This window comes from Streptomyces sp. NBC_00390, from assembly GCF_036057275.1.
Taxonomy (GTDB): Bacteria; Actinomycetota; Actinomycetes; order Streptomycetales; family Streptomycetaceae; genus Streptomyces.
The window spans coordinates 5,620,781-5,635,030 of record NZ_CP107945.1 but is presented as its reverse complement, the minus strand read 5'-3'; the positions used below and the strand labels follow the sequence as shown (position 1 = coordinate 5,635,030).

Sequence of the window (14,250 nt, the reverse complement as noted above, 5' to 3'; positions counted from 1 at the left end):
GTCGCTTGCCCAGTGGTTCTTCTCCTCGGTGCGGAGCGGACGCGGGCGACGCGCCCGCCCTCAACGTGCGGGGTTCCCTCGGGGCCGTCCGGCTCACCCCTGCTTGTGCAGGGAGATCTCGGGGCCGGCCGCCGCGCCGGGAACGGTCTGTGGGTGTTGCGTACCACCCAGGTTACGCGCCTGCCGCGGGGCGGCGGTCACGGACTCGGGCTGCCGGGGACCGCCGACCAGCGCGCGCCAGGCGTCGCGGCGTGCCTGCCGTACGGTGTCGCGGGCCGAGGCCAGCGCGGCACTTGCCTGGCGGCCCGCCTCGACGGCGACCCTTTTCGCCGGCCGCCACACGGCGTCGCGCACGAAGTGTCCGACCGGGGTGCACACACTGCGGTAGAACCACCTCGCCGGGCGGCCCGCCAGATTCCAGGCGATCCACTTCAGCGCACGGCCGACGGCACGCGAGATGTATCCGGCGACGCGCCAGGCGACCTCGGCCGCCGCCACGATCTCGCGGCCCACGGGGGCGAGGACGCGCCGGTACACCCAGACGACCGGGGCCACGAGCAGGGTCTTGACCAGCCACACCGTGGCCGCCCACAGCCCGCGGCAGACGAAGGCGACGCCGTGACCCAGCGGCGTCAGCAGCTGCCGGTGGATCCACATCGCCGGCATCACCAGTCCGTAGATCACCACGGGCACGACGACGTACCGCCACAGCGCCACCCACGGCCAGTAGAACAGCGCCTTGGCCACCCAGGCCAGAGCGGCGAGGATGCCGTGACCGGCCGGGGTCAGGAGGGTGCGGTGGATCCAGGCGATGCCGTGACCCAGCGGGGTCAGCAGCTGCCGGTGGATCCACATCGCCGGCACGATCAGTCCGTAGGTCCCCACGGGCGCGAGGACATACCGCCACAGTGCGACCCACGGCCAGTAGAACAGCGCCTTGGCGACGAACTCGGCCAGCCGGAAGACGCCCAGGGCCATGGGGGTCAGCACCTTCTCGAACAACCAGGTCACCGGGATGACCACGAAGGTCCGCCCGAGCCACGCCAGGGCCCGGCCGAGCGGTCGCAGCAGCGTCCGGTCGATCGCCCGGGCGCAGACGACCAGCAGATCCCACAGCATGCGGACGGGAAGCACCACCAGCAGCACCACGATCCGCACCGGAATTCTGACGGCCGTGGTCAGACAGCCCTCCCCGCCTTCGTAGTGCGTAGGCGGGGGTGTCTGTGGCGACTTCTCGAGCTCCATGCCAGACAGGACGCGTGAAAGCCCCGTCTGGATGCGCCACCTGCGCTTTCTGTCCCGCTCGGCGTCCGGAACACCCCCGGCGGCCTCGGTCGCATGCGCGAACCCGGGCGCGGTGGGCGCGAAAAAGCCCGGCCACGGGCTTTCACCTGTGGCCGGGCTCTCCCCGATCTCTCTGCCTGTCCGACGGCAGCGGCGCGCTACTTGACGGTCAGCGGCAGCAGCTTCTTGCCGGTCGGGCCAATCTGAATGTCGAGGCCGAGCTGCGGACAGACACCGCAGTCGAAGCACGGGGTCCAGCGGCAGTCCTCGACCTCGGTCTCGTCCAGCGCGTCCTGCCAGTCCTCCCAGAGCCAGTCCTTGTCCAGACCGGAGTCCAGGTGGTCCCAGGGCAGGACCTCCTCGTACGTACGCTCACGCGTCGTGTACCAGTCGACGTCGACGCCGAATTCGGGCAGCGTCTTGGCCGCGCACTCCATCCAGCGGTCGTACGAGAAGTGCTCGCGCCAGCCGTCGAAGCGCCCGCCGGCCTCGTAGACGGCGCGGATGACGGCGCCGATGCGGCGGTCGCCGCGGGAGAGCAGGCCCTCGACGATGCCGGGCTTGCCGTCGTGGTAGCGGAAGCCGATCGAGCGGCCGTACTTCTTGTCACCGCGGATCTTGTCACGCAGCTTCTCCAGCCGCGCGTCGGTCTCCTCGGCGCTCAGCTGCGGGGCCCACTGGAACGGGGTGTGCGGCTTGGGCACGAAGCCGCCGATCGAGACGGTGCAGCGGATGTCGTTCGAGCCGGAGACCTCGCGGCCCTTCTGGATCACGTGCGTCGCCATGTCGGCGATCTGCAGCACGTCGTCGTCGGTCTCCGTCGGCAGACCGCACATGAAGTACAGCTTCACCTGGCGCCAGCCGTTGCCGTAGGCGGTCGCGACGGTCCGGATCAGGTCCTCCTCCGAGACCATCTTGTTGATGACCTTGCGCAGGCGCTCGGAGCCGCCCTCGGGGGCGAAGGTGAGACCCGAGCGGCGGCCGTTGCGGGTCAGCTCGTTGGCCAGGTCGACGTTGAAGGCGTCGACGCGGGTGGACGGGAGGGACAGACCGATCTTGTCCTCCTCGTACCGGTCCGCCAGGCCCTTGGCGATGTCGCCGATCTCGCTGTGGTCGGCGGAGGACAGCGAGAGCAGGCCGACCTCCTCGAAGCCGGTCGCCTTGAGGCCCTTGTCGACCATCTCGCCGATGCCGGTGATGCTTCGCTCCCGCACGGGGCGCGTGATCATGCCGGCCTGGCAGAAGCGGCAACCACGGGTGCAGCCGCGGAAGATCTCCACGGACATCCGCTCGTGCACGGTCTCGGCGAGCGGGACGAGCGGCTGCTTGGGGTAGGGCCACTCGTCGAGGTCCATGACGGTGTGCTTGGACACCCGCCACGGCACGCCGGACTTGTTCGGTACGACGCGGCCGATACGGCCGTCGGGCAGGTACTCGACGTCGTAGAAGCCGGGGACGTAGACGTTGCCGGTCCTGGCGAGACGGAAGAGGACCTCCTCGCGCCCGCCGGGGCGGCCCTCGGCCTTCCAGGCCCGGATGATCCCGGTCATGTCGAGCACGGCCTGCTCGCCATCACCGATGACCGCGCAGTCGATGAACTCCGCGATCGGCTCGGGGTTGAAGGCCGCGTGGCCGCCGGCGAGGACGATCGGGTCGTCGACGGTGCGGTCGGCGGCGCTCAGCGGGATGCCCGCGAGGTCGAGAGCCGTGAGCATGTTGGTGTAGCCGAGCTCGGTGGAGAAGCTCAGGCCGAAGACGTCGAACGCCTTCACCGGACGGTGCGAGTCCACGGTGAACTGCGGCACGTTGTGCTCGCGCATGAGCTCTTCGAGGTCGGGCCACACGCTGTACGTACGCTCGGCGAGCACGCCCTCGCGCTCGTTCAGCACCTCGTAGAGGATCATGACGCCCTGGTTGGGCAGCCCGACCTCGTACGCGTCCGGGTACATGAGCGCCCAGCGGACGTCACAGGAGTCCCATGGCTTGACCGTGGAGTTGAGCTCACCACCGACGTACTGGATGGGCTTCTGCACATGCGGGAGCAGAGCTTCGAGCTGTGGGAAGACCGACTCGGACATCTCGAACCTTCGTGAGCTGGCGGGGGCGACTCTCAAGCGTAACCCGATCGAGAGTGGCCCCGGCGCGGTGATCGCAACACCCTCGCGGCGACGAGGAGCAGTCGACCGTGGGAGCACACCGGCCGGTCAGGACGGGATCTTCCCCGCGTACGCGGGGACCGTGCACCGACAAAACGATCGTCCGCCCGCTCGGTCACGCCGCGAGCCTCGCGCGGAGCCCGGGCCGCGACGCTTTCTCCCACACCGCGGGCAGCTCCCGCTCCCGCTGCGCGGCCAGGGCCTGTTCATGGCCGAAGGCGAGTCCCCAGGTGAACGCGGACTCCCCGGCCGCGTGGGCCTGGACGGCGAGGTCCCGCAGGGTGTCGCGGGCGACGACGCTGTCCTGGTGGTCGCCGAGCAGGGTCTGCACCGCCTTCATCCGTTTGGCGAACTTCCTGGCGGGCTTGCCGAGGGCCGGAGTGGTGGCCTCTCCGGCGTACCGGGCGCGTTTGGCGGCCTTGCGGGCGTCGTGCAGGGCGAGATCGCGGTCATGACCGGCAGGGAGGTCGAGGGCGTGCTCCACCCGGCCGGCCAGCCGCTCGTAGTCCCTGATGACGGCCTCGGGCAGCGCGTCGTGGGGCGCGCTGCGGGCGGCCTTGAGGAGCGGCGGGTCGTCGAGCAGGGTGTCGAGCGCGTCCAGCAGTGCGAGGTAGCGCTTGCTGTCGAGTACGGCGATCGAGCGGCGGCGGGCGCCCGCCCGGTGGGCGTTCGCCCAGATCCGCAGCCTTCCCCTGACCGGGCCGAGCCGCAGCTCCTTCGGTACCGCGTCGATCCGGGCCCGCAGCCGCTCGGCCAGCACCTCCTGGTCGCGCGCGACGCCGAGCTCTCCGGCGAGCCATTTGAGCTCGTCCCCGAACGGGTCGGTGACGTCCCGGTCGATGATCTTCCTGAATGTTTTGAAGGCGCTGCGCATCCGGCGGGTGGCGACGCGCATCTGGTGGACCGCGTCGGGGAGATCACGCCGTACGGCGGGGTCGAGCGCCACGATCGCGTCCCGCTGTTCGCGCAGATAGGCGAGGACGTACTCCCCTGCGTGCTTCTCCTTCAGCCGCGCGCCGCGGTCCCTGACGGCCTTGGCCGCCTCGGCCGCTTTCGGGGCCTTTCCCGCCGTGTCGTCCGGCGCCGCGGCCGCACCGGCTGCGGCAGCGGGTTCCGGGGCGCCAGGTTCCGTTTCCGCCAGGGCCCGGGCCAGCTTGGACGCCGATGCCGACGGTTCCACGCCCGCTTTACGCAGGCGCTTGTCGACCGCGTCGAGCAGTGCCGGGTCGCCGTCGTCGGCGAGCTCGACCTCGATCTCGGTCCAGGTCGCTGTGCCACCGCCGTCCGTGAGGCGTTCGGCGCTGACTGTGTCGACGCTGACCTCGGCGAGTGGCCCGCCGGGCTCGTCGACCAGATGGCTGACGTCCCGTGAGGACCTCAGCCGTACAACGGGGGTGACGGCGGCGTCGCGGGTACGGGAGCGGATCAGCCCGGCCAGAGATCCAGGGAGCGTGTCCTCGAGCGGAGCACGGATCTCGTCGCGGATGCCGGTGGCAACGGGGAACTTCAGGTGCCATCCCTCGTCGGCGCCGCCGACGCGGCGCCGCAGGGTGATCCCGTCGGCGGCCAGGCGCAGGTCCGCGGTGTCGTAGTACACGGCATCGAGCTCCACCACCCCTCTGCCGACGACGTCCGACACGCCGGGCACCTTGGCCAGGTCCGGCAGCCGGGTACCGGGAGTGGCTTCGTACTTCCGCTCGATCTCGCGCTTCGTGTCCGCCATGAATTGAATCTAGTCGGACCGGCAGCTCCATGGCAGCCCCACGCCCGGGTCCGCCACCACAACAGCCCGTCGGGCGGCGGACCCGGCACGGGACTATGCGCTTATGGGCCGCTGCACCTTGATCGACTGAAGCAGCCCGATCGCGATCCACACCGCGAACATGGAGGTGCCGCCGTACGACACGAAGGGCAGCGGCAGTCCGGCCACCGGCATGATGCCGAGCGTCATGCCGATGTTCTCGAAGGACTGGAACGCGAACCAGGCGATGATCCCGGCGGCCACGATCGTGCCGTACAGCTCGGTCGTCTCGCGTGCGATGCGGCAGGCACGCCACAGGACCACGCCCAGCAGCGCCAGGATCAGTCCGGCGCCCAGGAAGCCGAGCTCCTCGCCGGCGACGGTGAAGATGAAGTCGGTCTGCTGCTCGGGCACGAACTGCCCGGAGGTCTGGTGGCCGTTGAACAGCCCGGCGCCGTACAGCCCGCCCGAGCCGATCGCGATCCGTGCCTGGTTGGTGTTGTAGCCGACGCCGGCCGGGTCGAGCTCGGGGTTGGCGAAGGCCGCGAAACGGTTGATCTGGTACTCGTCGAGCAGCCCGAGCATGGTGACCAGGACCGCTCCGGTGGCTCCGGCGGTCAGCAGACCGAGGATCCAGCGGTTGGAGGCGCCGGAGGCGAGCAGTACGCCGAGCACGATCACCGCCATGACCATCACCGAACCGAGGTCGGGCATCAGCATCACGATGGCCATCGGCACGACGGCGAGGCCTAGCGACTTGGCGACCGTGCGGTGGTCCGGGTGGGCCAGGTCGCCGGCGTCGACACGGGCGGCCAGCATCATCGCCATGCCCAGGATGATCGTGATCTTCACGAACTCCGAGGGCTGGAGGGAGAAGCCGCCGCCGACCTGGATCCAGGCGTGCGCGCCGTTGATGGTGGCACCCAGCGGGGTGAGCACCAGCAGGACGAGCACGACGGACAGCCCGTACAGCACCGGGACGGCGCCGCGCAGGGTGCGGTGTCCGAGCCAGATCGTTCCGACCATCAGGGCGAGGCCGATGCCGGTGTTCAGGACGTGCCGGAACAGGAAGTAGTACGGGTCTCCCTGGTTGAGCTCGGTGCGGCCACGGGTCGCGGACCACACCAGCAGCGTGCCGATGAAGGACAGCGCGAGCGCGGAGAACAGCATCGGCCAGTCCAGCTTGCGCACCACCGAGTCGCGGGCCGTGAGCTGGGCCCACAGTCCCCCTCGCTCGGGGCCGTACCCGGAGACGGAAAATCCATTGGCGCCGGCCATGCCTCAGTCCCTTCGCGCGGGCGCGACCGCGAGCACTTGTTCGTCGGCCGGTTTCGGCTTCCTGGGCTGGTACGGCCTGATGCTCGGGGAGTCGATCGTGCCGTCCGTGCCGATCTTCGGCAGGCCCTGCTGGGGCTTCGGCAGCAGGGCCTTCTTCAGGTCCTGGTTGCCTTCCTCGTCGAGGCCGTACATCGCTTCGTAGATCTTGCGGACCGCGGGGCCCGAGGCGCCGGATCCCGTACCACCCTGGGCGATCGTCATGATGATCGTGTAGTCGCGGGTGTACGAGACGAACCAGGAGGTCGTCTGCTTGCCGTAGACCTCGGCCGTGCCGGTCTTGGCGTGCATCGGGATCTTGTCCTGCGGCCACCCGCCGAAGCGCCAGGCGGCCGATCCGACGGTGGTGACTCCCGCGAGGGCCTTGTCGATCTGGTTGCGGGTCTTGCGGTCCATCGGCAGCTTGCCGTGCGCCTTGGGCTTGATCGGCTCGACCGTCTTCCCGTCGGCGCTGATGATCGCCTTGCCGATGGTGGGGTCGTACAGCGTGCCGCCGTTGGCGATGGCCGCGTAGATGGTCGCCATCTGGATGGGGGTGACGAGCGTGTCGCCCTGTCCGATGGAGTAGTTGACCGAGTCACCGGCGCGCATGAGGTTGCCCTCGAGGCAGCCCTCGTAGGCGATCCGCTCGACGTACGTGCCGTTCTTCTTGCCCTGCTTGCACCAGCCGACCTTGTTGGCCTCCCAGAAGCGCTGCTTCCACTGGCGGTCGGGGACCCGGCCGGTGACCTCGTTGGGGAGGTCGATGCCGGTCTCCTTGCCGAGGCCGAACTGGTGGGCGGTCTTGTAGAACCAGTCGTCCGTCTTCTTCTTGGGCTTCATGCCCCCGTCCTTCAGCCACTCGCGGTGGGCGAGCCCGTAGTAGACGGTGTCGCAGGAGACCTCCAGGGCGCGGCCGAGGCTGATGCTGCCGTAGCCCTTGGACTCGAAGTTCTTGAAGACCTGGCCGCCGACCGAGTAGGAGCTGGGGCAGGGGTAGTTGCCGTCGAACTCGTACCCGGCGTTGACCGCGGCGGTGGACGAGATCACCTTGAAGATGGAGCCGGGGGCGGCCTGGCCCTGGATGGCGCGGTTGAGCAGCGGGAAGTTGGACTTCTTGCCGGTAAGCCTGGCGTAGTCCTTGGCGGAGATGCCGCCGACCCAGGCGTTGGGGTCGTACGTGGGCTGGGAGGCCATCGAGATGATGCGGCCGGTCTTGTTCTCCATCACCACGACGGCACCGGCGTCGGCCTTGTAGTTCTCGTCGGTGTTCCTGTCGAAGCCCTTGCGGGCTTCCTTCATCGCGTGATGGAGCTCGTACTCGGCCACGGCCTGGACGCGGGCGTCGATGGAGGTGACGAGGTTGGCGCCGGCCCGGGCCTCGTCGCGCTCGGCCTCGCCGATGACCCGGCCGAGGTTGTCGACCTCGTAGCGGGTGACGCCGGCCTTGCCGCGCAGCGCCTTGTCGTACGTGCGCTCGATTCCGGAACGGCCGACCTGGTCGGAGCGCAGGAACGGCGAGTCGGTGTCCTTGGCCTTCTCGATCTCCTCGTCGGTGACGGGCGAGAGATAGCCGAGCACCTGGGCGGTGTTGGCCTTGCCGGGCGCGGCGTAACGGCGTACCGCGGTGGGCTCCGCAGTGATCCCGGGGAAGTCCTCGGCGCGTTCGCGGATCTGCAGGGCCTGCTGGGTGGTGGCCTCGTCGGTGACGGGGATCGGCTGGTACGGGGAGCCGTTCCAGCAGGGCTGCGGGGTCTGCGAGTCGCACAGCCGGACCTTGTCCATGACGTCCTTGGGCTTCATGCCCAGAACACCGGCGAGCCGGGTGAGAACGCCCTTGCCGTCGTCCTTCATCTTCAGCAGTTCGGTACGGGACGCGGAGACGACCAGCCGGGTCTCGTTGTCGGCCAGCGGTACGCCGCGGGCGTCGAGGATCGAGCCGCGTACGGCGGGCTGGACGACCTGCTGGACGTGGTTGTTCTTCGCCTCGTTGGTGTACTCGTCGCCGTTGCGGATCTGGAGGTACCAGAGGCGGCCGCCGAGTGTGAGCAGCAGGGAGACGACGAGGACCTGGATGATGACGAGCCGGATCTGGACCCGGGGGGTCCGCCCGGTCTCCGGAATGTTGCTCACGCTGCTGCCCCCTCGGTCACAGTCGCTTGACTCCCTTGATGCGTCCGGCGCGTGCCGCACGTGTCCTGGCCGCCTTGACCCGCAGTCCGCTGCGCTGGCTGCCGATGCGCAGCCCGGTGCCTGAGGAGAGCCAGCCGGAGGACACATCGGTGCCCGACGAGCTCTGACTGTCGGCGAGCGGGTCGTTCTCGCCGCGTCTGGCGAGGGCCATGATCAGCGGGACGGTGAAGGGTGCGAGGAGCAGGTCGTAGACGGCGGCGGTGAACAGCAGGCTGCCCAGCCCCACATGACGGGCGGCGGTGTCGCCGACGAGGGCGCCGACGCCCGCGTACAGCAGGGTGGAGCCGATGGCGGCCGCGACGACCACGGCCATCGGGCCTGCGGCGGACTTGAACTGGCCGCTGTCGGGCCGCGCGAGACCGGCGAGATAGCCGATGACGCACAGCACGAGGGCATAGCGGCCGGCGGCGTGGTCCGCGGGCGGGGCGAGGTCGGCGAGCAGGCCCGCGCCGAAGCCGATGAACGCGCCCGCCACGTGGCCGTACACCATGGCGAGTGCGAGCACGACGAGGAGCATCAGGTCGGGCACGGCGCCGGGGAGCTGAAGGCGGGCGAGGACGCAGACCTGGACGACGAGGGCGACCACGACGAGGGTCGTGGAGAGCAGCATCCGGTTGAAGCGCATGACGGATCGGCTCCTACTCGTCGTTCTGGACGGCCGGGTCGGTGTCCCCGTTTCCGGGGGACTGGCTGCTGCCCGGGGAGGGACCGTCGCCCTGGGCCCGCTCCTGTTCCCCGTTCTCGGGCGGCGTCTGGCCCGGTGTGACCGTCACGGTGACCGTGGGTGTGGGCTTCGGCTTGGCGGGCTTGGGAGGCAGAACCGTGTCGCGCGGGTCGCTGCGGGGCGCCTTGACGACCACGCCGACGATGTCGAGCTTGCTGAAGCCGACGTACGGGCGGACGTAGACGTTGCGGGTGAGGTCGCCGCCCAGAGGTTCGACGCGGACGATCTCACCGACGGGGACACCGGGCACGAAGGGACGGTCGGCCTGCGAGCCGAAGGTGACCAGCCGGTCGCCCTTCTTCACCTTGGCCTTGCCGTTGAGCAGCTGGACGGAGAGCGGCCGGTCGCCCTGACCGGTGGCGAAGCCCAGTTCGTTGGTCTTCTCCATCCGGGTACCGACGGTGAAGTCCGGGTCGATGGCGAGCAGGACGGTCGCCGTGCCGGGGCCGACGGTGGTGACCCGTCCGACGAGTCCGTCGCCGTTGAGGACGGTCATGTCCCGGGCGATGCCGTCGTCGGAGCCGATGTCGATGGTCACCGTCCAGGAGAAGCCCTGGGCGGCTCCTATGGCGATGACTTCGGCGCCCTTGATGCCGTACTGGCCCGCTGCCGCCGTCTTGAGTATCCCGTCGAGCTCGCGGGCCCGGCTGCGGTTGCGGTCGTCGCTGCCGAGCCGTGCCTTGAGTTCGGCGTTCTCCCGCTCCAGGACGCTGATGCGATCGTGGCGCTCGCCCGAGTCGCGTACGGCTCCGATGGCGTTGCCGATCGGGTCGACGGCCGCTGCGACTCCGTTCTCGACCGGGCCGAAGACCGTGGCGGCGGCCTGCCGGGCGCCGTCGACCGGTGACTCCTCGCCGCCTCGGATGTCCACCGTGATCAGTGCGAACGCGATGGCGATCAGCAGCACCAGGAGCAGCCGGCTCTCTCGTGTGTCCCTCACGTGCGGCGGCCGTGCCTTCCTCGTCGGAATATGGGTGTCTCTGTGTCAACGAACCGCCGTACGGGTTGGCAGCGCGCCCGTATGGGGGTCCCCCCACGCCCGCCGGGGCGTGGGGGGAGGTTTCGCGGCGTCATCAGGTTCCGCACCTGGGCTTCGTGAACGGTGTCCACTAGCGGCGGGGCTGGGCGTCCAGCACCTGCTGCAGCGCCTCGAACTCCTCGACGCATTTGCCCGATCCGAGCGCCACCGAGTCCAGCGGGTCCTCGGCGATGTGGATCGGCATACCGGTCTCGTACCGCAGCCGCTCGTCCAGGCCGCGCAGCAGCGCGCCACCGCCGGTCAGGACGATGCCACGGTCCATGACGTCGCCGGACAGCTCAGGCGGGCACTTGTCGAGGGTGGTCTTGACGGCGTCGACGATCGCGTTGACCGGTTCCTCGATGGCCTTGCGGACCTCGGAGGCGGAGATGACCACGGTCTTGGGCAGACCTGAGACGAGGTCACGGCCGCGGATCTCGGTGTGCTCTTCCTTGTCCATCTCGAAGGCCGAGCCGATGGTGATCTTGATGCTCTCGGCGGTCCGCTCACCGAGCAGGAGCGAGTACTCCTTCTTGATGTGCTGGATGATCGCATTGTCCAGCTCGTCGCCGGCGACCCGGATCGACTGCGCCGTGACGATTCCGCCGAGGGAGATCACGGCGACCTCGGTCGTGCCGCCACCGATGTCGACGACCATGTTGCCGGTCGCCTCGTGGACGGGAAGCCCGGAGCCGATGGCCGCGGCCATGGGCTCCTCGATGATGTGCACCTGCCGGGCACCCGCCTGCGTCGACGCCTCGATGACCGCGCGACGCTCAACGCCCGTGATACCGGAGGGCACACAGACGACGACACGCGGACGGCGAGATAGCGACGCTTGTGGATCTTCAGGATGAAATAGCGGAGCATCCGCTCGGTGATCTCGAAGTCGGCGATGACGCCGTCCTTCAGCGGCCGGACGGCAACGATGTTGCCCGGCGTCCGGCCGATCATCTTCTTCGCCTCTGCGCCGACCGCGAGAATGCCGCCCGTGTTGGTGTTGATCGCGACGACGGACGGCTCGTTGAGAACGATCCCCCGGCCTCTGACGTACACCAGCGTGTTGGCGGTCCCGAGGTCGACAGCCATGTCACGGCCGATGAACGACATGTTGTTCCCCATGAGGATGCGTCTGGCCTTCCCAAATCGAGCATTGATGGCTTTTTAGGACGGCGAGGTGGGTGCTGCTGCGTGGAGGGTTCCATCGTAGTGCTGCCTGCACGAACGCGCAGCGGTGGTCCACCTCAGTAATGGTGACGAGGTGTCGGAGCGATGCGTTCCCGCATTGACGACTCCTATACCGAAGGGCGACCGAAATTCCTTCGGTCGCCCCAGGTCATCATCCCTGAACGACTGACGAACTATCAGGAAAGGCCGGGAAAGAAAATCTTGAGTTCCCGAATGGCGGACTCCTCGGAGTCCGAGGCGTGGATCAGGTTCTCCCGGACGATGGTGCCGAAGTCCCCACGAATGGACCCGGGGGCTGCGGCGATCGGGTCGGTCGGCCCCGCCAGCTGGCGGACTCCCTCGATGACCCGCTCACCGTCGACGACGAGCACGACGACCGGGCCGGAGAGCATGAACTCGACGAGCGGCTCGTAGAACGGCCGGCCGACGTGCTCGGCGTAGTGCTGCTCCAGGGTGGCGCGGTCGAGCTGTCGCAGCTCCAGCGCGGTGATCTGCCAGCCGGCCTTCCGCTCGATGCGGCCGATGACCTCGCCCACGAGTCCGCGTCGGACGGCGTCCGGCTTGAGAAGGACGAGGGTGCGCTGAGTCATGGTGTGCGGCTCCTTGCAGGCCAGGATGTGTGCGGTTGGCCCGAGGCTACCCGGTGCGTGGTGACGGGCGGCACCCGGACCGTCGATCCCCGCGCGCGCAGGGGCACGCCCGGGTGCGACGAACAAAGCAGCCGGCACAGGCACCTCTGCTACTGCGCCTGCGCCTCGCTCTGCGCGGCCCACCTGGCCTTGGCCTCGTCGATCCTGCGGCCGTAGTGCACCGAAGCCCACCAGAGCGCCGCGAACAGCACGCCGAGGAAGAACATCGCCGGCACCACGAAGCCGCTGGCGACCAGCGCGATCTGCAGCGCCCAGCCGAGCGGTATCCCGCCACGACGGGTGATCATCCCGCACAGCAGCAGCGAGAACAGCATCGCGATGCCGCAGACCGTCCAGACCGCCGTCATCGAGACGTCGTCCGACTTCATCGCGACCAGACCCGCGAAGGCCACCACGAAGAATTCACCGATCAAGGTGGATGCACAGAGCGTACGCATAAGGCCTCAGCCCCTCCCGAGCAGCAGCCGGGCCTCGCCGACCGTGATCACCGAACCGGTCACCAGGACTCCGGCGCCCGCGAACTCCGACTCCTCCTCGGCGAGCGTGATCGCCGCCTCCAGGGCGTCGTCGAGCCGCGGCTCCACGACCACCCGCTCATCGCCGAAGACCTCCACGGCGAGCGCTGCCAGCTCGTCCGCGTCCATCGCGCGCGGGGTGGAGTTCTGCGTGACGACGACCTCCGCGAAGATCGGCTCGAATGCCTCGAGCAGCCCGCGGACGTCCTTGTCGGCGCTGGTTCCGACCACGCCGATCAGGCGCGAGAAGCCGAACGACTCCGTGATGCCGTCCGCCGACGCCCTTGCGCCGGCGGGGTTGTGCGCGGCGTCCAGGACGACCGTGGGGCTGCGCCGCACGACCTCCAGGCGGCCGGGCGAGGCCACCGAGGCGAACGCCTTGCGGATGGTGTCCACGTCCAGCAGACGGGCCTGCTCGGCACCGACGCCGAAGAACGCCTCGACCGCCGCCAGCGCCACGGCCGCGTTGTGCGCCTGGTGGGCGCCGTACAGCGGGAGGAAGATCTGGTCGTACTCGCCGCCGAGTCCGCGCAGCGTCAGCAGCTGGCCGCCTACCGCCACTTCGCGGGAGACCACGCCGAATTCCATGCCCTCGCGCGCGACCGTGGCGTCGACCTCGACGGCCTTCTTCAGCATCACCTGCGCGGCGTCCACCGGCTGCTGCGCCAGGATGACCGTCGCGCCCTCCTTGATGATCCCCGCCTTCTCGGCGGCGATCTCGGCGGGCGTGGAGCCGAGGCGGTCGGTGTGGTCCAGGTCGATGGGGGTGACGACGGCGACCGTCGCGTCGATCACGTTCGTCGCGTCCCAGCTTCCGCCCATGCCGACCTCGACCACGGCGGCGTCCACCGGGGCGTCGGCGAAGGCGGCGTACGCCATACCGGTGAGCACCTCGAAGAACGACAGCCGGAACTCCTGCGAGGCGTCGACCATCTCCACGTACGGCTTGATGTCGTTGTACGTCTCGACGAAGCGCTCCGCCTCGATCGGGGCACCGTCGAGGCTGATCCGCTCGGTGATCGACTGGACGTGCGGCGAGGTGTACCGGCCGGTGCGCAGCTCGAAAGCGCCGAGCAGGGCCTCGATCATGCGGGCCGTGGACGTCTTGCCGTTCGTCCCCGTGATGTGGATCGAGGGGTACGCGCGCTGGGGCTCGCCCAGCACGTCCATCAGGGCCGTGATCCGGCTGACCGAGGGCTCCAGCTTGGTCTCGCCCCAGCGCGTCGCCAGGTCCGTCTCCACCTCGCGCAGCGCCTTGTCCACCTCCGGGTCGGCGGGCCGAGCGGGCACGGCGTCGCTCTGCGGCACCCCGGCCTGCGTACGCAGGGTGCGGCTGCCGGCCTCGATCACCGCCAGGTCTGGGTCGCGGTCTGTCTGGGCGTCGACGATCTCGTCGAAGGCGTCGGGCTGCTGCTCACTCACGGGGTCCAGTCTACGGACGAGCACCGACAGGGACGGGCGAGGCCC

10 protein-coding genes and 1 pseudogene are annotated in these 14,250 nt (G+C 69.4%); all 11 read right to left on the bottom strand.

Annotated elements, in window-relative coordinates:
- Positions 1 to 93: 93 nt before the first annotated feature.
- A complete protein-coding gene (locus tag OHS70_RS24755; protein WP_328400618.1) occupies positions 94 to 1,245 on the bottom strand; it encodes a hypothetical protein in 1,152 nt (383 codons plus the stop codon).
- Between the two features lie 197 nt (positions 1,246 to 1,442).
- Entirely contained in the window at positions 1,443 to 3,362 is a 1,920-nt protein-coding gene (locus OHS70_RS24750) for a TIGR03960 family B12-binding radical SAM protein (RefSeq protein ID WP_328400616.1), read from the bottom strand.
- Positions 3,363 to 3,555: 193 nt separating this feature from the next.
- On the bottom strand, positions 3,556 to 5,163 hold the full coding sequence (locus tag OHS70_RS24745) for a CYTH and CHAD domain-containing protein (RefSeq protein ID WP_328400614.1): 1,608 nt from the start codon (positions 5,161 to 5,163) through the stop codon (positions 3,556 to 3,558).
- Between the two features lie 93 nt (positions 5,164 to 5,256).
- A complete protein-coding gene (gene rodA, locus OHS70_RS24740; RefSeq protein ID WP_328400612.1) occupies positions 5,257 to 6,459 on the bottom strand; it encodes a rod shape-determining protein RodA in 1,203 nt (400 codons plus the stop codon).
- A 3-nt stretch (positions 6,460 to 6,462) separates the two neighbouring features.
- Positions 6,463 to 8,628 carry a penicillin-binding protein 2 gene (gene mrdA / locus OHS70_RS24735; protein WP_328400610.1) on the bottom strand — a complete coding sequence of 722 codons (2,166 nt, stop codon included), beginning with the start codon at positions 8,626 to 8,628 and terminating at the stop codon, positions 6,463 to 6,465.
- A gap of 16 nt (positions 8,629 to 8,644) precedes the next feature.
- Complete coding sequence (gene mreD / locus OHS70_RS24730; protein WP_328400608.1) at positions 8,645 to 9,313, bottom strand: rod shape-determining protein MreD; 669 nt, start codon at positions 9,311 to 9,313, stop codon at positions 8,645 to 8,647.
- Positions 9,314 to 9,326: 13 nt separating this feature from the next.
- Positions 9,327 to 10,352: a rod shape-determining protein MreC gene (gene mreC / locus OHS70_RS24725; protein WP_328400606.1), complete on the bottom strand. Its 1,026-nt coding sequence runs from the start codon at positions 10,350 to 10,352 to the stop codon at positions 9,327 to 9,329.
- Between the two features lie 169 nt (positions 10,353 to 10,521).
- Positions 10,522 to 11,540: pseudogene (locus OHS70_RS24720) on the bottom strand (rod shape-determining protein).
- A gap of 254 nt (positions 11,541 to 11,794) precedes the next feature.
- The gene (gene ndk, locus OHS70_RS24715; RefSeq protein ID WP_328400604.1) at positions 11,795 to 12,208 is read right to left on the bottom strand and encodes a nucleoside-diphosphate kinase; all 414 of its coding nucleotides are present in this window, start codon (positions 12,206 to 12,208) and stop codon (positions 11,795 to 11,797) included.
- A 149-nt stretch (positions 12,209 to 12,357) separates the two neighbouring features.
- Entirely contained in the window at positions 12,358 to 12,705 is a 348-nt protein-coding gene (locus tag OHS70_RS24710) for a DUF4233 domain-containing protein (RefSeq protein WP_328400602.1), read from the bottom strand.
- Between the two features lie 6 nt (positions 12,706 to 12,711).
- The gene (gene folC / locus OHS70_RS24705; protein WP_328400600.1) at positions 12,712 to 14,205 is read right to left on the bottom strand and encodes a bifunctional tetrahydrofolate synthase/dihydrofolate synthase; all 1,494 of its coding nucleotides are present in this window, start codon (positions 14,203 to 14,205) and stop codon (positions 12,712 to 12,714) included.
- Positions 14,206 to 14,250 lie beyond the last annotated feature (45 nt).

What these genes read in the sequence shown, in the direction of transcription:
- OHS70_RS24755 (WP_328400618.1), bottom strand. Translation starts at nt 1,245, where the DNA reads ATGGAGCTCGAGAAGTCGCCACAGACACCCCCGCCTACGCACTACGAA.
- OHS70_RS24750 (WP_328400616.1), bottom strand. Translation starts at nt 3,362, where the DNA reads ATGTCCGAGTCGGTCTTCCCACAGCTCGAAGCTCTGCTCCCGCATGTG.
- OHS70_RS24745 (WP_328400614.1), bottom strand. Translation starts at nt 5,163, where the DNA reads ATGGCGGACACGAAGCGCGAGATCGAGCGGAAGTACGAAGCCACTCCC.
- rodA (WP_328400612.1), bottom strand. Translation starts at nt 6,459, where the DNA reads ATGGCCGGCGCCAATGGATTTTCCGTCTCCGGGTACGGCCCCGAGCGA.
- mreD (WP_328400608.1), bottom strand. Translation starts at nt 9,313, where the DNA reads ATGCGCTTCAACCGGATGCTGCTCTCCACGACCCTCGTCGTGGTCGCC.
- ndk (WP_328400604.1), bottom strand. Translation starts at nt 12,208, where the DNA reads ATGACTCAGCGCACCCTCGTCCTTCTCAAGCCGGACGCCGTCCGACGC.
- OHS70_RS24710 (WP_328400602.1), bottom strand. Translation starts at nt 12,705, where the DNA reads ATGCGTACGCTCTGTGCATCCACCTTGATCGGTGAATTCTTCGTGGTG.